Below are 18,287 nucleotides of genomic sequence, written 5' to 3'. Positions count from 1 at the left end.
ATGTCTAACGAAATTACATTTGATGGCGTTGAACAGCTGCCGATGCGCAGGTTCACTGAAGACGCTTATCTAAACTACTCGATGTACGTGATCATGGATCGTGCTCTGCCGTACATTGGTGACGGCTTGAAGCCGGTTCAGCGCCGTATCATCTACGCGATGTCAGAGCTGGGCCTGTCGGCCGCCGCGAAATACAAAAAGTCGGCGCGTACGGTTGGTGATGTACTAGGTAAGTATCACCCACACGGTGATTCAGCGTGTTATGAAGCCATGGTATTGATGGCGCAGCCATTCTCTTACCGCTACCCATTGGTGGATGGTCAGGGTAACTGGGGTGCCCCGGACGACCCGAAATCCTTTGCTGCTATGCGTTATACCGAGGCCAAACTATCGAAGTTTGCTGAGGTACTGTTGGGCGAGCTTGGACAGGGCACGGTGGAGTGGCAGCCAAACTTTGACGGCACGATCAAAGAGCCGCAGATGCTGCCAGCACGCCTGCCACATATCCTGCTCAACGGTGTCACCGGTATCGCAGTTGGTATGGCCACCGATATCCCGCCACACAACGTGCGTGAGATTGCCGAAGCTACTGTACACATGATTGATAACCCTAAGGCTGAGCTGGCTGATGTGATGCAGTTCGTCAAGGGGCCGGATTATCCGACTGAGGCCGAGATTATCTCACCAGCGTCGGATCTGGAGAAGATCTATCGCACTGGTAAGGGCAGTGTGAAGATGCGTGCGGTATGGCATAAAGAGGGCAGTGAGATTGTGATCACTTCGCTGCCGCACCAAGTGTCAGGGGCCAAGCTGCTTGAGCAGATCGCCAACCAGATGCGCGCCAAGAAGCTGCCAATGGTTGAGGACTTGCGTGACGAGTCGGACCACGAAAACCCAACCCGCATCGTGGTTGTGCCTCGCTCTAATCGCGTTGACAGCGAGCAGTTGATGAATCACTTGTTCGCTTCGACAGATCTTGAGCGCAACTATCGCGTTAACCTGAATATGATCGGCTTAGATAATCGCCCACAGGTTAAAGGCTTGGTGCAGATCCTCTCTGAGTGGATCGAGTTTCGCCGTGAAACCGTGCGTCGCCGTCTTCAGTTCCGCCTCGACAAGGTGCTCGCCCGCCTACATATCTTAGAAGGTTTGTTGATAGCTTATCTTAACCTCGATGAGGTGATTGAGATCATCCGTACCGAAGATGAACCAAAAGCGGTGCTAATGGAGCGCTTTGGTATCACAGATATTCAGGCTGACGCCATCCTAGATACCAAGCTTCGCCACCTGGCTAAGCTTGAAGAGATGAAGATCCGTGGTGAGCAAGAAGAGCTTGAGAAAGAGCGTGAGAAGCTAGAACAGCTACTTGGCTCTGAGCGTCGCATGAACACTCTGCTCAAGAAAGAGATCAAGGCCGATGCCGAGAAATACGGTGATGATCGCCGCTCGCCGTTGGTTGAGCGTGCAGAGGCCAAGGCGCTTACTGAGCGTGACCTTGTACCAAGTGAGCCGATCACTGTTGTTCTGTCTGAGAAAGGCTGGATCCGTCACGCTAAGGGGCATGAGGTCGATGCAACGGGCTTGAACTATAAGTCCGGCGATAAGTATCTTGCGTCAGCACGTGGTAAGAGCAATCAACAGGCCGTTTTCCTTGGCAATGATGGACGCAGTTACTCGCTGGAGTCGCACACATTGCCATCGGCGCGCAGCCAGGGTGAGCCAATCACCGGTCGCTTGAATATTGCCGCGGGCACCAATGTGACTCAAGTAGTGATGGGTGACGATGAGGCGCTTTGGCTGATGGGCTCAGATGCCGGTTATGGGTTTGTGTGTAAGGGCAGCGATATGCTGTCGAAAAACCGCAGTGGTAAAGCCTTGGTCACCTTGCCGCAAAACGCCCAGGTGATGACTCCGCTGGCGATCGACAACATCGATAGTGATGAGATTTTGGCTATCACTAACCAAGGTCGCATGCTGATGTTCCCGATTCGCGATTTGCCTCAGCTTGGCAAGGGCAAAGGGAATAAGATCATCAATATTCCAGCGGCCAAAGCGAAAGAGCGTGAGGAGTTCGTCTCCCACCTAATGCCAATACCACAAGGGGCATCTCTGACCCTTTACGCGGGTAAGCGCAAACTAGGCCTCAAGCCTGCGGATCTAGATAACTTCCGCGGTGAACGCGGTCGCCGAGGCGGACTACTGCCACGCGGTCTACAGCGCGTCACACGAGTTGAGATAGACGGCGAAGAGCCGGCGGAATAAGCTGAAGTTTGAAAGAAAAGAAAAGCCCTGTGCCCCAAAAAGCATGGGGCTTTTTTTAGGGGCGGGGAGCGAGTTACACTTCGTTCCGAGGGGCGGGTGATATACTAAACTCCTCGCAACTCGTAGGGCTATGCCCGTCCCCGCTCCTCGAGCCTTTTCTATTGCGGGGTAAAGACCCTAGAGTCCTCCGCAATAGTGACCCTTAACGTCATCTCTTGTCCCTCACGCAGTATCACGATATCGATATCCGTGCCGGGGCGCAGGTCGGTGACTTGGTCCATTACGCTTTGTTTACCATTAATTTTCTGCCCATCGATACGCAGAATAATGTCTTGGGTTTTAAAGCCAGCGGCTGCGGCAGGGCCGTTAGGGTCGATGCCCAATACTACGATCCCGCCTGGGTGGTTGTCGCCAAGCAGGCGTGCGGTGACTGAGTTGATATCTTGTCCATCGATGCCGATGTAGCCGCGTATCACGCGACCGTCGGCAATGATCTTTTCCATGATCTGGTTGGCCAGGCGAAAGGGGATCGCAAAGGAGATGCCGTAGGTCTCAAGATCAGTCGCCTGTTGAAAAGAAGCGGTGTTGATCCCGACCAACTCACCACGACTGTTGACCAAGGCCCCACCAGAGTTCCCATCATTGATGGCGGCATCGGTTTGGATAAAGGCCTGACGACCATCGGCGCTGATAGAGGAGCGACCTGTGGCTGAGATAATACCAAATGTCGTAGTTTGACCGAGGTTATACGGGTTGCCAATCGCCAGCACGATATCACCGACTTGAGCGTTGTAGTCTGGATTTTGTGGAATGACGGGTAAATTATCGCCCTCAACTCGCAGGATAGCGATATCAGTACGACGATCAACACCAACGACTTGGGCTGCAGCTACGCGCCCGTCTTGTAGAGCAACAATGATCTGATCAGCTTGAGCCACTACGTGATAGTTGGTGATGATGTAGCCCTTGTCACTGACAATAACGCCTGAGCCCAAGCCTTGGGTTGAGAGCTGAGTACGGGAATTTTCGGTGTACTTGCGACTGTAGATATTGACTACCGCAGGTGCTGCCCGATGCACAGCATCTTTGAATGAGATCTGCAATCGGTCAATGTTTTCAGTGTGAGAAACATGGGTGCTTGGTAATACCTGCTGGCGCAGAGATGGCATAGCGAGCAGCAGGATTGCCGCGGTCGCTAAACCTAAGCCAATTGAGCGCAGCAGAAAACTAACAATATGCACCAGACATTCGCCTCTGAGTTCGATGAAAAGATAAGATCGCTTTAGAATAGCACCGAGGGTGCTGACAAACCATAATATCAATTTGTTTTTACAATAAAAAAGACACACATAAGTGTGTCTTTTTTATCAATAGTTATTGCTCTGCTAGCGGGTTAGCGAATAACCAAGTAGAGAGTACGATCACCACGTTGCACGTTGAGAGCAAGCACACCCTCGGTTTCTTCAATGATACTACGCAGCTCAGCAAGGTTGTCCACGCGGTGACGGTTGACACCGATGATGATATCACCTTGTTGTAACTGGTAGCTCTCAGCAGGAGAGCCTTGCGCTACGCTGGATACCTTGACCCCTTGAACTGGATCTTGTCCGGTGGTGTTGGTCAACTCAGCGCCGGTAAGCCCTTCGTGAAGTTTATCGGCGGAGGTTTTGACGGAGTTCTGTTCACCCAATGTCACGTCAAAGCTTCTCTGCTTGCCGTCACGAACCACGCCCAGTTTAATTTTTTTACCCGCGCCCAAGGTGGCTACTTTAGCGCGCAGTTCACTGAAAGTGCTGATACTGCGTTCATTGATTGAGACGATAATATCCCCGGCCTCAACGCCGGCCTTGTCTGCCGCGCTGTCAGGAACCACTTGGCTGACAAAAGCGCCTTTGCTTGAGTCGTAACCGAGTGCCTCGGCAAGCTCAGAGGTGATTTCACCACCTTGAACACCGAGCATGCCGCGTTTGACCTCACCGTATTCGAGGATCTGGTCGGTGAGGTTGGTCATCATATTGGCTGGAATAGCGAAACCAATACCGATATTCCCGCCATTTGGACCTAAAATCGCAGTGTTGATGCCGATCAGTTCGCCGTTGAGGTTGACCAGCGCACCACCCGAGTTGCCGCTGTTGATCGCCGCATCGGTTTGAATAAAGTTCTCAAAGTTTTCAAGGTTTAGACCACTTCGGCCAAGGGCTGAGACAATTCCCGACGTGACAGTTTGGCCCAGCCCAAACGGGTTGCCAATCGCAACGGTAAAGTCACCGACTCGAAGCTTGTCAGAGTCAGCAACCGAAATCTCAGTCAGGTCACGCGGCTTATCGACTTTAAGTAAGGCGATATCCGACATTTCATCACCACCAATCAGCTCAGCATTGTACTCGCGCCCGTCGTGGAGCTTGATTCGGATCTTATCAGCGCCACTAATAACGTGATAGTTGGTAACGATATGACCCTGCTTAGCATCAATGATCACGCCAGAGCCAAGACCGCGGAATGGACGCTCTCTAAGTTGCTCTCCGGGAAAATCGGGACCAAAGAAAAATTGGAACGGTTCAGGAACCTGCTGGCGCGCAGGTTGAGTACCCTCAACCGCGATACTGACCACAGCTGGAGTCACTTTCTCTAGCATTGGCGCCAAGCTTGGCAGTGATTCGCCCTGAACGGAATGAGGTAAGGCAGCTTGTACGGTGACCGGGGACAGGATCATCCCTAAGCTAAGAGATAATGCCGTGAGTGCGAGTAAAGGTTTTTTCATCGATAACTCCTGTAATTATACGCTTAGTTCCCATCGGTATAGCCTAGGCGCTTTCAAATGGGAAATCTATCGTGCCATCGCGAGTTTCGACTCAAAAACCTTAGCTAAGTTCCTAATTAATTGTCATAAAAGTGTTAGGACGCCTTGGCAGTAGGGATCTCAGGTGCATGGATGATCTCTTTTTCTTCATCCTTAAGCAGTCCGGTCGCCTCATCTGAATAGTCTCGCGGAGCTTGCTCTAACTCACTGGTATCCACTGCTGGGTTGATACTCTGCGGGTTTCTAACGCTGGATTGCTCTTTGCTACCAATCAGCTTGGTAAATGGGTTGTCTTGCTCGGGTTGCTGGGGCAACAACTCACGTGAGGTTTCTGCCATGTGCTGGTAGAGCTTGGTATAGTCTTTACCAATCGTATCGAGTAGGGCAGCAGTCTGAGCAAAATGATCAGTGAGTTCTTGACGTTGTTGCTCCAAAGTAAACTGAGCAGTATCAAGGTCTTTTTGTAGAGACTTTTGTTTCTTTTCGTTTGGTGCTGTGTAACGTGCAGCTAGGAAGCCGCCCAATGCACCGACTAACACGCCAACAATTGCATAGATCCAAGGCATAAGATTTCCTCTTTGTAATTATTTAACCTTTTTGCAACCAGTAAGTTACAACGGGGTGCAAACCCATGTTACTATGAGATTTCCAGTCAATAAAGTGAAATAGCTCAGTTGAGGATGGGAAAGAGTATGGTCGTGCAGTCTCCGCAGGAGCGTTACCAACATGATGTCGCTCATAACGGCTTTGTCAAAGATGCGGCCCAGTCAGTGGCGATAAAGGCATTGGATCGACTGTTTTTTGAGTACCAGCAGTACATAAGCTATACGCCCGAACCTCAAAGCCTAATCGATAAGTTGCTCGGTCGCTCGCCCGTGACGCCGCCAGCCCCGCAAGGTCTTTACCTCTGGGGCGGTGTTGGACGGGGCAAAACCTACCTGATGGACACCTTCTTTCATGCATTAACCAATCCAAACAAGCTTCGGGTGCATTTTCACCGCTTTATGTATCGGGTCCACGATGATCTCAAAGCACTTGGTGAAGTCGAGGATCCGCTTGAGATCGTTGCCGATCAAATCGCCAGTGAAACCGACATTATCTGTTTTGACGAGTTTTATGTCTCGGACATTACTGATGCAATGATCTTAGCTGGGCTGTTTAATGCCTTATTTGCCCGAGGGATCATTTTAGTGGCAACGTCCAATATTGCGCCGAAAGATCTTTATCGTAATGGTCTGCAGCGTGCACGGTTTTTGCCGACCATTGCATTGATAGAGGCTCATTGTCAGATCCTCAATGTAGACAGTGGCACAGACTTTCGTCTCAGAACTCTAGAGCAGGCAGAGATCTACCACGCCCCACTTGATGCTCAGGCCGATATTAACCTAGAGCGATACTTTGCTGAGTTGACTGTGCACTGCACGCCTGATGAACATGAACAGGTTATCGAGGTCAATCATCGCCAGCTTGAGGTTGTCGCCAGTTGTGAAGGAGTGTTGTTCGCGACTTTCGAGCAGCTATGCTTATCCGCTCGCAGTCAAAACGACTATATTGAACTGTCCCGTCTCTATCACACGGTTCTGCTCAAGGGTGTCACGCAGATGGGGGCTAATAATGATGATGCGGCACGACGTTTTATCGCGCTGGTCGACGAGTTTTATGAGCGCAATGTGACTTTGATAATCTCGGCTGAAGTGGTGATTGATGCTCTCTATACTCAGGGCAGGCTGAGCTTTGAGTTTGCTCGCTGTCAGTCACGTTTGATAGAAATGCAGAGCCACGATTACCTTGCGCGCGAGCACTTAGGCTAGGTGAATGGGCGCAAATGACACTGGCTATAAGCAAGCCTAAGAAAAAAATAACACTTTGCCGAAAAAAGAGGTGATTTTTTCAACTGACTTCTCTATAATCCTGCGACCCACCGTTACTGCAGACCTGTTTTGCGGACTTGTTCCAAAGAACCTAAAGGTCGAGAGTGCCATCCACTCGAAGGGGTGATGACTGGGCTCTTAGTCAGTGGGAGCAATGCTCCTTTAAGTGTAAATCTAAATTATCGGATTATTAGCATGAAAACTTTCGTTGCTAAACCAGAAACTGTAAAACGCGACTGGTACGTTGTAGACGCTGAAGGTAAAACTCTTGGCCGTCTAGCAAGTGAAATTGCATCTCGCCTACGTGGCAAACACAAAGCTGAGTACACTCCACACGTTGACACTGGTGATTACATCATCGTTGTTAACGCTGAGAAAGTTACTGTAACTGGTAACAAAGCTGCAGCTAAGACTTACTACCGTCACACTGAATTCCCAGGTGGCCTTAAGTCAATCACTTTTGACAAGCTAATCGATCGTAAGCCAGAAATGGTTATCGAACTAGCTGTTAAAGGCATGCTTCCACGTGGTCCTCTAGGCCGTGCTATGTACCGTAAGCTTAAAGTTTACGCTGGCGCTGAGCACAACCACACTGCTCAACAACCAAAAGTACTAGACATCTAATTGGGGATTTAGGAAATGGCAGAGAATAAATACTACGGCACTGGCCGTCGCAAAAGCTCAGCTGCACGTGTTTTCATCACACCAGGCAGCGGCAACATCGTAATCAACAAGCGTAGCCTTGACGAGTACTTCGGTCGTCCAACTTCTCGTATGGTTGTTAAGCAACCTCTTGAGCTAGTTGAAATGACTGAGAAACTTGACCTATACATCACTGTTAAAGGTGGTGGTATCTCTGGTCAAGCTGGTGCTATCCGTCACGGTATCACTCGTGCTCTTATGGAGTACGATGAGTCTCTACGTCCAACTCTACGTGCAGCGGGTTACGTTACTCGTGATGCTCGTCGCGTTGAGCGTAAGAAAGTTGGTCTACGTAAAGCACGTCGTCGTCCACAGTTCTCAAAACGTTAATCTTACGGTTATCGTTTTACTTGCTCGCAAGAGCAAATTTTCAAAAGCCTGGTTTTTACCAGGCTTTTTTATTACTTAGCATTCCTTCCCAGACTCCGCCCCCTCTTTATCTAGCCAGTTTTATCGATAATTTACTCGGTTAAAACAAATCCCTTGATGTATGTTACAAAAAAGTAGCTTTACCTTGTCAAAAAGTAGGCTTTTCTTTATCATTTGATAACAATTAGAGACAAAACAAATTGGAATTGTTAGCCGTGCTCTGATAAGGGACCTCACCAGCCCGAAAGGAGTCAAAGGGAGAATGTTTGGATGAGCAATGCGCCACTAAATAACGGCCGCAGACGCTTTCTAACCGCCACAACCGCTGTTGTGGGTGGGTTAGGGGCCGTCGCTGTCGCCGTACCTTTCATCAAATCGTGGAACCCGAGCGCCAAGGCGAAAGCTGCGGGCGCGCCGGTTGAAGTGGATATCGGTAAGCTCGAGCAAGGGCAAATGGTTCGTGTCGAATGGCGAGGTAAGCCGGTATGGATTGTTCGCCGCGCTCAAGCCATTGTCGATGGCCTGTCTGAGTTAGATGGTCAGCTGCGAGATCCGGGCTCTCAGGAAGAGCAGCAACCGACGTACGCAGTTAATACCTATCGTTCTATCAAACCCGAGTACTTTGTTGCGGTCGGCATCTGTACCCATCTAGGTTGCTCACCAACTTACCTACCCGATACCTTTGGCGAACAAGTTCAAGGGGTGAAATCTGGCTTTTTCTGCCCATGTCACGGTTCTAAGTTTGATATGGCAGGACGGGTGTTCCAAGGGGTGCCGGCACCGTACAACCTAGTTGTACCACCACATATGTATGTTAGCGACACCAAGGTTTTAGTCGGTGTCGATGAACAAGGGGAAGCCTAATGCAAGCACTACTAGACTGGGTAGAAAAGCGCATGCCCGCAATGAATGCGTATCGCAAGCACCTGTCAGAATACCCCATGCCAAAGAACTTCAACTTTTGGTATCTCTTCGGCTCACTTGCGATGTTGGTGCTGGTCAATCAGATTCTTACCGGTATCTGGTTGACAATGAACTACGTACCGTCAGGTGAGGGCGCATTTGCCTCGATTGAGTACATCATGCGTGATGTTGAGTACGGCTGGCTATTACGCTACATGCACTCAACGGGGGCCTCGGCGTTTTTTGTTGTCATCTATCTTCATATGTTCCGCGGTCTGATTTACGGCTCATACCAGAAACCCCGAGAGCTATTGTGGCTGTTTGGTATGTTGATCTTTTTGGTATTGATGGCAGAAGCTTTTATGGGCTATTTGCTTCCATGGGGACAGATGTCCTACTGGGGGGCACAGGTGATCATCTCGTTGTTCGGCGCGATACCGTTTATCGGTGATGATCTCACCTTGTGGATCCGTGGCGACTATGTGATCTCTGGGGCAACACTGAATCGCTTCTTTGCACTGCACGTTATTGCCTTACCCATCGTGTTGCTGCTGCTGGTGGTATTGCATGTGCTAGCGCTGCATGAGGTAGGGTCAAACAATCCGGATGGGATCGAGACTAAACTACCCAAAGGCAGCATGGGTGCCGATTATAAGACTCAGTTTAAGTTCCACGATGACTACACCAAGAAATATGACATCATCGACTCCATCCCTTTCCATCCGTACGGGACGGTGAAAGATCTCATCGGTGTGGCAGGGTTCTTGTTCTTGTTCTGTTACGTGCTGTTCTTTAATCCAGAAATGGGTGGCTATTTCCTTGAGCCACCAAACTTTGAGACGGCAAACCCACTCAAGACACCCGATCACATCGCACCGGTATGGTATTTCACGCCGTTTTACGCCATTTTGCGTGCTGTGCCCGATAAGCTGTTAGGTGTTGTCGCGATGGGTGCTGCGATCGTCGTCCTGTTCTTGCTGCCTTGGTTAGATCGATGCAAGGTGCGTTCGTACCGTTACCGAAGCAAGTGGCATCTGATCAATATTGCTCAATTTACTGTGTGCTTTATCGCCTTAGGGATCCTTGGTGCGCTGCCTGCGACACCCGTATACACCATCATGGCGAGAATTTTCAGTCTGGGTTACTTCATGTTCTTTGTCTTGTTGTTCTTCTACAGCAAACATGAGGCAACAAAACCACTGCCAGAGAGGGTAACATTCAAATGAAAAAATGGATTTTAGTTCTGTTTGCAATGCTGCCAACATTGGTTTTCGCTGCGGGTGTGAGTGTCCCTCTCGATAAAGCCAATAACGATCTGTCTGACACCGCCTCGCTGCAAAATGGTGCGAAGCTGTTTATGAACTACTGCTTTGGTTGTCACGCACAGCAGTATCAGCGTTATGAACGAGTGGCTGATGATCTGGGCATTCCGCATGACTTGATGATGGATAATTTGGTGTTTGACCCGGAGAGTAAGATCGGTGATCTGATGGTCAATGCGATTCCACAGGGAGCAGCCGCACAATGGTTCGGTGCGCCGCCACCGGATTTGACGCTCGTTGCCCGAGTACGGGGCACAGATTGGCTCTACACCTATTTGCGCGCATTCTATACCGATGATTCACGTCCTTTTGGTGTTAACAATTACGTGTTCCCAAGCGTCGGCATGCCTCATGTGCTTGAGGAGCTGCAAGGGATCCCTGAGCCAGTGTATGGCACGCGAGTGGTTGATGGTGAAGAGCAGCAGGTCGTCGTGGCTGTGCGTACTGATGGGACTGGGGAGCTCAACCAGGAAGAGTATGATGATGCCATCCGTGATCTGGTCAATTTCCTTGAGTACTCTGGCGATCCAGTGAAACTGGAGCGACATAAACTCGGTTGGTGGGTGATGGGCTTCTTAGTGCTGTTTACCATCATTGTGGTACTGTTGAAGAAAGAGTATTGGCGTGATGTGCATTAATTGTGCTATCATACCGTGCTAATTTCCGAATTATTATAAATAATGGAGGCTTAGCCTCCATTATTTTTTATTTGAATTTTTCTTCTTAAGTTAAGTGTGCTGGAGGGCTCCATGGCTGTAGCTGCCAATAAACGTTCTGTGATGACGCTATTTTCAAGTGCATCTGATTTGTATAGCCATCAGGTTCGTATTGTTCTCGCTGAAAAAGGTGTCAGCGTGGAAGTCGAGCTGGTTGATGAAACTAATCTACCTGCAGAGCTAGCCGAGCTAAACCCTTACAAAACTGTCCCGACACTCGTGGACCGTGAATTGGCTCTGTACGATTCTAAAATTATCATGGAATACCTCGATGAGCGTTTTCCTCATCCACCACTGATGCCAGTATACCCAGTGGCTCGTGGTAGTAGCCGTCTGATGATCTACCGTATCGAGCGTAACTGGTACTCTCTAGCTGAAAAAGTAGCGAAAGGTAGCCCAGAGGAAGCGGAAGCAGCACGCAACAAACTGCGTAATGACCTGCTGACACTTGGCCCAATCTTTGGTGAATACGAGTACTTCATGAGTGAAGAATTCAGCTTGATCGACTGCTATCTAGCACCATTGTTGTGGCGCCTACCATCAATGGGTATCGAGCTTACCGGTCCTGGATCAAAAGAGATCAAGGTCTACATGAACCGCGTGTTTGAGCGTGATTCATTCCTTGCTTCTTTGACTGAAGCTGAACGTGAAATGCGTCTTACTCGTTAATAGGCTTTCAGATGGATGCTTCAAATATGACGCCAAGACGTCCTTATTTGCTTAGGGCGTTTTATGAGTGGCTGGTGGATAATGATCTAACCCCTCACTTGGTTGTTGATGCGACAATGGCGGGCGTGCGTGTACCGATGGAGTTTGTCCAAGATGGTCAAATCATCTTAAACGTGGCACCACGTGCAGTCGGTAACCTAGAGCTGGGCAATGAAGCGATCACGTTTAATGCGCGCTTTAGTGGTCGCCCACACTCAGTGATCGTGCCCTTGTACGCCGTGCAGGCGATTTATGCTCGTGAGAATGGTGCCGGTACTATGTTTGAGCCTGAAGAGGCATACATGGGTGGCATCGTCGAGGAAGAAGAGCAACAAGATACCACTGAAGAGCACCTGTCGGTTGCAACGGAAGAGGTAATGGCTGAAGAAGAGCCTGAACCCGCGCCAAGACCAAAGGGCCGACCTAGCTTACGTGTTGTAAAATAATCGAGCTTGTTTCTAGTTATCGTATATTGAAGCCAATGGTGAAAGCCATTGGCTTTTTATTTTAGGTTCGAGGTTCGGGTTTCACTTCGTTCCGAGGTGCGAGTAGTATGCAGCACGCTTTGAGTTTGCCGTGAATACTCATATCTATGACAAGCTTTTACTCGCCTCTCGTAGGGCAAAGCCCGTCCCCGAAACTCGAACCTCTGTGAGTTAGTCGGCGTATTGAAAAGCTCTGACGACTTTTTTCACACCTGAGATGTTGCGGGCGATCTCGGTGGCGATATCGGCATGCTGATGTGAGACGCTGCCAAGCAGAAAGACCTCTTCATCTTCGGTGATCACCTTGACCTTGATTCCATTGAGCTTCTTCTCGGTCAGTAGTGCAGATTTCACTTTTGTGGTGAGCCAACTATCTCGGCTGATCCCCGAGACACTCAGCGGCGCTTTATCGCGGATTTGATTGTATACCATCGTCACGCCCTCGATTGATTGTACTTCGTCAATCAAGTTGGCCACCAAGTCCTCTTCTTGCGATTGTCCCATCAGTACCACCGTACCTCGATGTGAGCTGCTCGACACGCGCACACGCTCTACATAAGGCTGTTGATTGGTGATCGAGGCCACCTCAAACTCTATATTATTGTCACGCCAGATCTCGCTGGTAGAGCGGGTATCGGTCGCAATGTTGGCAGTGGTCGCGGCGCCAGCAACAAACAGCCCGGCGCATCCTGCAAGGTTGATTGTTACGGCTAGGGTAAGAAGAAGCTTGGTCAACGTCATTGTTTACTCTTCGTGGGCTGGAAAAAGTACCTGATCAACAAGGTCACATAGGCAGTGTAGCGTCACCATATGCACCTCATGAATACGAGCGGTTCGATGAGAGGGGATGCGGATCTCGACGTCATTCTCGCCGAGCAGGCCGGCCATCTCGCCACCATCTTTACCGGTAAAGGCGATGATGGTCATATCGCGGGTCACCGCGGCCTCCATTGCCTTGATAATGTTCTTGCTGTTACCACTGGTGGAGATAGCCAGCAGTATGTCTCCCGGTTGGCCAAAGGCACGCACCTGCTTAGAAAATATCTCTTCATAGTGGTAGTCGTTTGCAACCGCGGTTAGGGTGGTGTTGTCTGCGGTTAAGGCAATCGCAGGTAGGCTTGGACGCTCGGTTTCAAAGCGGTTGACCAAGCATGAGGTAAAAAGCTGCGCGTTAGCGGAGGAGCCGCCATTACCACAACACAGGATCTTGTTGCCGTTGAGCAAGCTGCTCACCATTGCTTGAGCGGCGTGGGTGATCGCATCAGGCAGGGCTTCTGCAGCAGCGATTTGAATCTGGATACTTTCTTTAAAACTGTCATTAATGCTTTCGAGCATCGGTTATGATCCTAATTAGTTTTCTGTAATTGCATTGAGGTACCACTCTAGTTGCTTTCCTTGCTGATGTAAGGCGATGACATCAAAGCGGATATCAGTACTGTGCAGTGGTAGATTGTGCCGCGCTAACCAAATCTGTGCCGTCTTGATGATCTTGCGAGCTTTGGTGCGCGTTACGGTTTCTGCGGCGTGACCAAAGTCAGCCTTGTGGCGATATCTTACCTCAACAAACACCCATGTCTCCCCTTGGCGCATAATTAGGTCGATTTCTCCCCACTTGGTGGAAAAATTGCGCTCGACAAGAGCAAGACCTTGGCGAGTCAAGTGCTCGAGTGCCAAGGTCTCATAATGCTCGCCGATACTCCGTGGCGGATTATTCACGTGAGAAGAATCCGCCTGAGATGAGCCTCGACGCGAGAGACGACTAAAAAGTCCCATACTCCGCCCAGCTGATTTCTCGCTCAACTACGCAGTTTTCGTCGATACTGAGTATGCCAGTCTGACCCTGAATACGAGCCTCAGGTGTCACCTTCATCTGTGGCAGTTCAACCATGAGGTGGTACGCATCCATACCTAAGGCTTGCAGGCGTTGTTGCGATTTAGAACTCTCTGGCCACAACTCTTCTATTTGCGCCTTGAGCTCTGCCTCTGGTTGCAGAAGCAGTGGAATATCACTGAAGGTAACCCCAGTTAAGTCCTCATACTGTTTCGAGCTGCTGTTACTACGCGAGCTAGAGTACAGTTTAGGCGGTGTGGTATCTGGGTTAATCGCCACCTCGATAAACGGCTTGATCAGGGTCAAGTCAGCGCTGTCCGCGACGATATAGACCGCGTCGACATCACGACGACTGCGCGCCTCTGATTCCAGCTCGCTATCTAGGATCGTCGTCATTTGCGCGATGCGCTGCTGGCTCTCCTGCAGACCCAAGACACTGTTGATATTGCGCTGCAGCTGGTTGCGATTATCAAACAAGTCGATTGCGGCTGGGGTGGTTGCATACTCCTGCCACTCGGCCTCGAAGGCCTCACTGACGCGCGTACCAAGATTGTTGTTCGGCGCGATGAGCAGTGGGAACTGATAACCTTGCTCGGCGAAGTACTTCGCCGCTTGAGCAACTTCTTGCTCTGGGGACAGGGCTAGGTAGCAGGTGCCAAAGCCTGGCTCGATATCCTCGGGAATATTGAGTGACAAGGTTGGGATCGGTTTAGGTAGGGTGTCTTGGACATCTTGGAGCATCTCGACACTGCTCTTGGTCAGAGGACCCACAATAAAGTCGACTTGCTGCGCAACGATCTTGTCTTCAAGCTCTTCACCTGAGATGCCAGTAGTATCAATCAAGGTCAATTGATTATCTGGCTCTCGGCCCTCATCGTTCATCATAGCGAGCAGAAAACCATCGCGGATCAGCTCGGCTTGAGGTTGGTATTTACCCGACAGTGGTAGCAAGAGTGCGGTTTTGGTCGGTAGGCTGATATCGAGAGCTAAGATACCGTTAATTACCTGCGGGGTATAAAAGGCGGCAGGGTGTTGGCTATTGAACTCTAGCCACTGCTCCAGAGATGCTTTGAGGCTCGGAATATTGGCCTGCTGGCGCTGATAGAGCTGAGCAAGTTCAATCCAACCAGCAAGGACTTCCTCTTCGCCTTCCGTTGGTAGACTTAGCAACTGAGCTGCTTGATATTGACCAAAGTTGCTCCAGATACGTTCAGAAATCAATGACTGGCTTGATGTAGGCGCAAATCGGCTCATCGCAATCAACTCGCGATTGGCATCGAAGAAGCGTCCCTGAAGCTCAAGCAGTTGCGCACGCAATTGGAAATACTCCTCCCACTGTTGTGGAGGCAGAGACCAGCTGTTTTCGAAGCTGAGCACTTGCAATGCGGAGTTATATTGACCCTGTGACAGCGCCTGCTCGGCGCGAGTGATTCGCCACTCGGCTTGCTGAATATCGGTCAATGAAAGGCGTTGGATACGGGTACTCAAGCGTTCGGCCAAATCAGCGTCTTGCTCTTGAATTGCCGCCTTGAGCGCCATAATCAACCAATCGACCTGCAGGCTGTCTTGTGAGCTGTCTGCACGAATCAGATAGGTTTGCGAGTCTTGAACCGGATCTTGGGTAATATCGACGCTTTCAGGTGCTTGTGGCGTCGTGGAACAAGCGGCAATCGTCAATGCGAGTGCTACAGGAGTGAGTAGGCGTGGTACACTCCATTTTTTAGGATTCTTTTTTGCCATGCGCTCTATTCTTGTGCGTGTTAAATTAGTTCTATAGTAATCGTTGATGTGATGGTAAACAAATGACCGACAGTAAAACAATCCCTAACGACATTCCTACGCTCTATATTGTACCAACTCCAATTGGTAATCTAGCGGATATCACACAACGGGCTATCGAAGTGCTCTCTTCTGTGGATCTGATCGCGGCGGAAGATACCCGCCATACAGGTAAATTATTGTCTCACTTCGCAATTAATACCAAAACTTATGCCCTTCATGATCACAATGAGCAACAAAAAGCGCAAGTTTTAGTCGAAAAATTGCAGCAGGGTATGTCTATTGCGTTGGTCTCTGACGCGGGTACCCCACTGATCAGTGATCCAGGGTATCACCTTGTCAATCAATGTCGTCAAGCCAATGTAAGGGTTGTGCCATTACCTGGTGCGTGTGCGGTGATCACGGCGCTGAGCGCGTCAGGCTTGCCATCGGATCGCTTCAGTTTTGAAGGCTTCCTCCCTGCCAAGAGCAAAGGGCGTAAAGATAAGTTTTTAGAGATAGCCAAGGCGGAGCGCACGTGCATCTTTTATGAGTCGCCGCACCGTATCCTAGATTCGCTCGATGACATGTTGGAGATTTTAGGCCCCGAGCGTGAGGTCGCTCTAGCGCGAGAGTTGACTAAGACGTTTGAAACCATCCAAAACCTGCCCTTGGGGGAGTTGGTTGAGTGGGTGCGAAGCGATGAAAACCAGCAACGAGGCGAAATGGTACTCTTGGTGCACGGCTATCGTGAAGAGGTGAGTGATACCTTGCCAGACGAGGCGACGCGGACCTTAGGTATTTTGGTCACGGAATTGCCGCTGAAAAAAGCCGCTGCGCTGTGTGCTGAGATCTACAATCTGAAGAAAAATGCGCTGTATAAGTGGGGCTTAGAAAACTTAGCCAATTAGACGCTCGATTGAGCAATCAATCAGCAAACGGTGCAGATTGTCACATTTACCTAGACACCCTAGCGAGAACTCTATACAATCCGCCACCGGAGTTGACTGGGTAGTCGCTGCTTCATTGATGTCCCTCTTCCACGTGGTGGGGGAGACTGATGGAGGGGAGGAAAGTCCGGGCTCCATAGAGCAGGGTGCCAGGTAACGCCTGGGGGGCGCAAGCCCACGACAAGTGCAGCAGAGAGAAGACCGCCGATGGCCTTAGGGCACAGGTAAGGGTGAAAGGGTGCGGTAAGAGCGCACCGGGCGACTAGCAATAGTTCGCTGCAGGGTAAACTCCACCCGGAGCAAGACCAAATAGGCCTCCACATTGCGTTGCTCGCGTAAGGAGGCGGGTAGGTTGCTCGAGCCAGTGAGCGATTGCTGGCCTAGACGAATGGCTACCACCGCGCAAGCGGAACAGAACCCGGCTTATAGTCGGCTCCACCTATTCGAGACCCACCATGACATCAAGTTGTGGTGGGTTTTTTGCTTTTTACTGACTAATAAATCCTGATAAGCCGTAAACTTAGTGTTAAATCACGACCTGGGTAATGCTAATAGTGGCGATATAGGCTTAAATCAGTACACTGATGACAACTAATTAAAAATTTGCCGCATCTCCCTGTGATAGGGCGAGGCACTAGCCAATGAGACAACCATGAGCGAATCTTTCCAACATATTTCAGTTCTCCTTAACGAGTCGATTGACGGTCTCGCGATTAAGCCTGACGGTATCTACATCGATGGAACTTTTGGTCGTGGTGGACACAGCCGCACAATTCTTTCAAAGTTAGGAGAAAATGGTCGTCTATATAGTATTGACCGCGATCCGCAAGCGATCGCAGAGGCAAATAAAATTGATGACCCACGCTTTACCATTATTCACGGGCCTTTTTCTGGTATGGCAGAGTATGCCAAGCAATATGGATTAGAGGGTAAGGTCGATGGTGTCTTGCTCGACCTTGGTGTGTCTTCACCTCAGCTGGATGATGCAGAGCGTGGCTTTAGCTTTATGAAGGATGGCCCGCTGGATATGCGGATGGATCCTACCTCAGGGATCCCTGTATCACAGTGGCTGCTCGAGGCAGACCTGGATGACATTACCTGGGTGATCCGCGAATTTGGTGAAGATAAACACGCTCGCCGCATTGCCAAGGCGATTGTGGCGTATCGTGAGAATGAGGAAAATGAGCCTCTGACGCGCACCGGACAGCTTGCTCAGTTGATCTCAGAGGCGGCACCAAAGAGCTTCAAAGAGAAGAAGCACCCAGCCACGCGCGCGTTCCAGGCATTTCGTATCTATATCAACAGTGAGCTAGAAGAAATCGACACGGCGCTTAAGGGCGCGGCGAGTATCCTGGCGCCACAGGGTCGTTTATCTGTGATCAGCTTTCACTCGCTTGAAGATCGCATGGTGAAGCGATTTATCCGTAAGGAGAGCCAAGGGCCGCAGGTACCGCATGGCATTCCGATGACGGAGGCACAAATTAAAGCACTTGGCAGTGCCAACCTGAAAGCGGTCGGCAAGGCCATCAAACCCTCTGCGCATGAAGTCGAGATCAACCCTCGCTCACGCAGTTCGGTATTAAGACTGGCCGAGAAACTCTAACTGAATA

General features: G+C 50.1%; 18 protein-coding genes and 1 other RNA gene. 12 read left to right on the top strand and 7 right to left on the bottom strand.

The annotated features are described in order from the left end of the window. Complete coding sequence (gene parC, locus ACSTTG_RS20325; protein ID WP_438460929.1) at window positions 1–2,262, top strand: DNA topoisomerase IV subunit A; 2,262 nt, start codon at window positions 1–3, stop codon at window positions 2,260–2,262. Between the two features lie 158 nt (window positions 2,263–2,420). Here parC and degS read toward each other — a convergent pair whose 3' ends face one another. From degS to zapG, 3 genes are all read right to left on the bottom strand, one after another. Then, on the bottom strand, window positions 2,421–3,497 hold the full coding sequence (degS, locus tag ACSTTG_RS20320; protein ID WP_438460995.1) for an outer membrane-stress sensor serine endopeptidase DegS: 1,077 nt from the start codon (window positions 3,495–3,497) through the stop codon (window positions 2,421–2,423). Window positions 3,498–3,655: 158 nt separating this feature from the next. Then, window positions 3,656–5,023 carry a DegQ family serine endoprotease gene (locus ACSTTG_RS20315; RefSeq protein ID WP_438460930.1) on the bottom strand — a complete coding sequence of 456 codons (1,368 nt, stop codon included), beginning with the start codon at window positions 5,021–5,023 and terminating at the stop codon, window positions 3,656–3,658. 134 nt (window positions 5,024–5,157) lie between these two features. Next, window positions 5,158–5,628 carry a Z-ring associated protein ZapG gene (gene zapG, locus ACSTTG_RS20310; protein WP_438460931.1) on the bottom strand — a complete coding sequence of 157 codons (471 nt, stop codon included), beginning with the start codon at window positions 5,626–5,628 and terminating at the stop codon, window positions 5,158–5,160. 126 nt (window positions 5,629–5,754) lie between these two features. Here zapG and zapE point away from each other — a divergent pair, with 126 nt between their 5' ends. The 8 genes from zapE (at window position 5,755) to sspB (ending at window position 12,099) form a co-directional block, all read left to right on the top strand. After that, on the top strand, window positions 5,755–6,873 hold the full coding sequence (zapE, locus tag ACSTTG_RS20305) for a cell division protein ZapE (RefSeq protein WP_438460932.1): 1,119 nt from the start codon (window positions 5,755–5,757) through the stop codon (window positions 6,871–6,873). Between the two features lie 255 nt (window positions 6,874–7,128). Beyond that, window positions 7,129–7,557: a 50S ribosomal protein L13 gene (gene rplM, locus ACSTTG_RS20300; protein WP_438460933.1), complete on the top strand. Its 429-nt coding sequence runs from the start codon at window positions 7,129–7,131 to the stop codon at window positions 7,555–7,557. A 15-nt stretch (window positions 7,558–7,572) separates the two neighbouring features. Further along, the gene (gene rpsI, locus ACSTTG_RS20295) at window positions 7,573–7,965 is read left to right on the top strand and encodes a 30S ribosomal protein S9 (RefSeq protein WP_438460934.1); all 393 of its coding nucleotides are present in this window, start codon (window positions 7,573–7,575) and stop codon (window positions 7,963–7,965) included. A gap of 309 nt (window positions 7,966–8,274) precedes the next feature. Beyond that, window positions 8,275–8,868 carry a ubiquinol-cytochrome c reductase iron-sulfur subunit gene (petA, locus tag ACSTTG_RS20290; protein WP_438460935.1) on the top strand — a complete coding sequence of 198 codons (594 nt, stop codon included), beginning with the start codon at window positions 8,275–8,277 and terminating at the stop codon, window positions 8,866–8,868. Further along, window positions 8,868–10,133, top strand: a complete 1,266-nt coding sequence (locus ACSTTG_RS20285) for a cytochrome b (protein ID WP_438476021.1) — start codon at window positions 8,868–8,870, stop codon at window positions 10,131–10,133. Before petA ends, ACSTTG_RS20285 begins: the two co-directional genes overlap by 1 nt. Then, window positions 10,130–10,867 (top strand): cytochrome c1, encoded by a 738-nt coding sequence (locus ACSTTG_RS20280; protein ID WP_438476019.1) that lies wholly within the window; start codon window positions 10,130–10,132, stop codon window positions 10,865–10,867. The genes ACSTTG_RS20285 and ACSTTG_RS20280 overlap by 4 nt, the downstream gene beginning before the upstream one ends. A 111-nt stretch (window positions 10,868–10,978) precedes the next feature. Then, entirely contained in the window at window positions 10,979–11,614 is a 636-nt protein-coding gene (gene sspA, locus ACSTTG_RS20275) for a stringent starvation protein SspA (protein ID WP_438460938.1), read from the top strand. 11 nt (window positions 11,615–11,625) lie between these two features. Continuing rightward, window positions 11,626–12,099, top strand: a complete 474-nt coding sequence (gene sspB, locus ACSTTG_RS20270; protein WP_438476017.1) for a ClpXP protease specificity-enhancing factor — start codon at window positions 11,626–11,628, stop codon at window positions 12,097–12,099. A gap of 210 nt (window positions 12,100–12,309) precedes the next feature. On the opposite strand, the gene ACSTTG_RS20265 is transcribed toward sspB, so the two are convergent. The 4 genes from ACSTTG_RS20265 to ACSTTG_RS20250 are packed head-to-tail and all read right to left on the bottom strand — an operon-like array spanning window position 12,310 to window position 15,709. Next, window positions 12,310–12,879, bottom strand: coding sequence for a BON domain-containing protein (locus ACSTTG_RS20265; protein WP_438476016.1), 570 nt, complete (start codon window positions 12,877–12,879; stop codon window positions 12,310–12,312). 3 nt (window positions 12,880–12,882) lie between these two features. After that, a complete protein-coding gene (locus ACSTTG_RS20260; RefSeq protein ID WP_438460941.1) occupies window positions 12,883–13,473 on the bottom strand; it encodes a phosphoheptose isomerase in 591 nt (196 codons plus the stop codon). A 15-nt stretch (window positions 13,474–13,488) separates the two neighbouring features. Continuing rightward, complete coding sequence (locus ACSTTG_RS20255) at window positions 13,489–13,911, bottom strand: YraN family protein (RefSeq protein ID WP_438460942.1); 423 nt, start codon at window positions 13,909–13,911, stop codon at window positions 13,489–13,491. After that, window positions 13,898–15,709 (bottom strand): penicillin-binding protein activator, encoded by a 1,812-nt coding sequence (locus tag ACSTTG_RS20250; protein WP_438460943.1) that lies wholly within the window; start codon window positions 15,707–15,709, stop codon window positions 13,898–13,900. Before ACSTTG_RS20250 ends, ACSTTG_RS20255 begins: the two co-directional genes overlap by 14 nt. Window positions 15,710–15,771: 62 nt before the next feature. On the opposite strand from ACSTTG_RS20250, the gene rsmI reads away from it, so the two are divergent. The 3 genes from rsmI (at window position 15,772) to rsmH (ending at window position 18,280) form a co-directional block, all read left to right on the top strand. Next, window positions 15,772–16,638, top strand: coding sequence for a 16S rRNA (cytidine(1402)-2'-O)-methyltransferase (gene rsmI, locus ACSTTG_RS20245; protein ID WP_438460944.1), 867 nt, complete (start codon window positions 15,772–15,774; stop codon window positions 16,636–16,638). Between the two features lie 88 nt (window positions 16,639–16,726). Beyond that, window positions 16,727–17,118, top strand: an RNA gene (gene rnpB / locus ACSTTG_RS20240) — RNase P RNA component class A. Between the two features lie 211 nt (window positions 17,119–17,329). After that, the gene (rsmH, locus tag ACSTTG_RS20235) at window positions 17,330–18,280 is read left to right on the top strand and encodes a 16S rRNA (cytosine(1402)-N(4))-methyltransferase RsmH (RefSeq protein WP_438460945.1); all 951 of its coding nucleotides are present in this window, start codon (window positions 17,330–17,332) and stop codon (window positions 18,278–18,280) included. Window positions 18,281–18,287 lie beyond the last annotated feature (7 nt).

This window comes from Vibrio glycogenivorans (genome assembly GCF_051660965.1).
GTDB lineage: Bacteria > Pseudomonadota > Gammaproteobacteria > Enterobacterales > Vibrionaceae > Vibrio.
This window is presented reverse-complemented; position numbering and strand designations above follow the sequence as displayed.

Coding starts and splice junctions, on each gene's coding strand:
- parC (WP_438460929.1), top strand. CDS start 1: ATGTCTAACGAAATTACATTTGATGGCGTTGAACAGCTGCCGATGCGC.
- ACSTTG_RS20315 (WP_438460930.1), bottom strand. CDS start 5,023: ATGAAAAAACCTTTACTCGCACTCACGGCATTATCTCTTAGCTTAGGG.
- zapG (WP_438460931.1), bottom strand. CDS start 5,628: ATGCCTTGGATCTATGCAATTGTTGGCGTGTTAGTCGGTGCATTGGGC.
- zapE (WP_438460932.1), top strand. CDS start 5,755: ATGGTCGTGCAGTCTCCGCAGGAGCGTTACCAACATGATGTCGCTCAT.
- rplM (WP_438460933.1), top strand. CDS start 7,129: ATGAAAACTTTCGTTGCTAAACCAGAAACTGTAAAACGCGACTGGTAC.
- rpsI (WP_438460934.1), top strand. CDS start 7,573: ATGGCAGAGAATAAATACTACGGCACTGGCCGTCGCAAAAGCTCAGCT.
- petA (WP_438460935.1), top strand. CDS start 8,275: ATGAGCAATGCGCCACTAAATAACGGCCGCAGACGCTTTCTAACCGCC.
- ACSTTG_RS20285 (WP_438476021.1), top strand. CDS start 8,868: ATGCAAGCACTACTAGACTGGGTAGAAAAGCGCATGCCCGCAATGAAT.
- ACSTTG_RS20280 (WP_438476019.1), top strand. CDS start 10,130: ATGAAAAAATGGATTTTAGTTCTGTTTGCAATGCTGCCAACATTGGTT.
- sspA (WP_438460938.1), top strand. CDS start 10,979: ATGGCTGTAGCTGCCAATAAACGTTCTGTGATGACGCTATTTTCAAGT.
- sspB (WP_438476017.1), top strand. CDS start 11,626: ATGGATGCTTCAAATATGACGCCAAGACGTCCTTATTTGCTTAGGGCG.
- ACSTTG_RS20265 (WP_438476016.1), bottom strand. CDS start 12,879: ATGACGTTGACCAAGCTTCTTCTTACCCTAGCCGTAACAATCAACCTT.
- ACSTTG_RS20260 (WP_438460941.1), bottom strand. CDS start 13,473: ATGCTCGAAAGCATTAATGACAGTTTTAAAGAAAGTATCCAGATTCAA.
- ACSTTG_RS20255 (WP_438460942.1), bottom strand. CDS start 13,911: ATGGGACTTTTTAGTCGTCTCTCGCGTCGAGGCTCATCTCAGGCGGAT.
- ACSTTG_RS20250 (WP_438460943.1), bottom strand. CDS start 15,709: ATGGCAAAAAAGAATCCTAAAAAATGGAGTGTACCACGCCTACTCACT.
- rsmI (WP_438460944.1), top strand. CDS start 15,772: ATGACCGACAGTAAAACAATCCCTAACGACATTCCTACGCTCTATATT.
- rsmH (WP_438460945.1), top strand. CDS start 17,330: ATGAGCGAATCTTTCCAACATATTTCAGTTCTCCTTAACGAGTCGATT.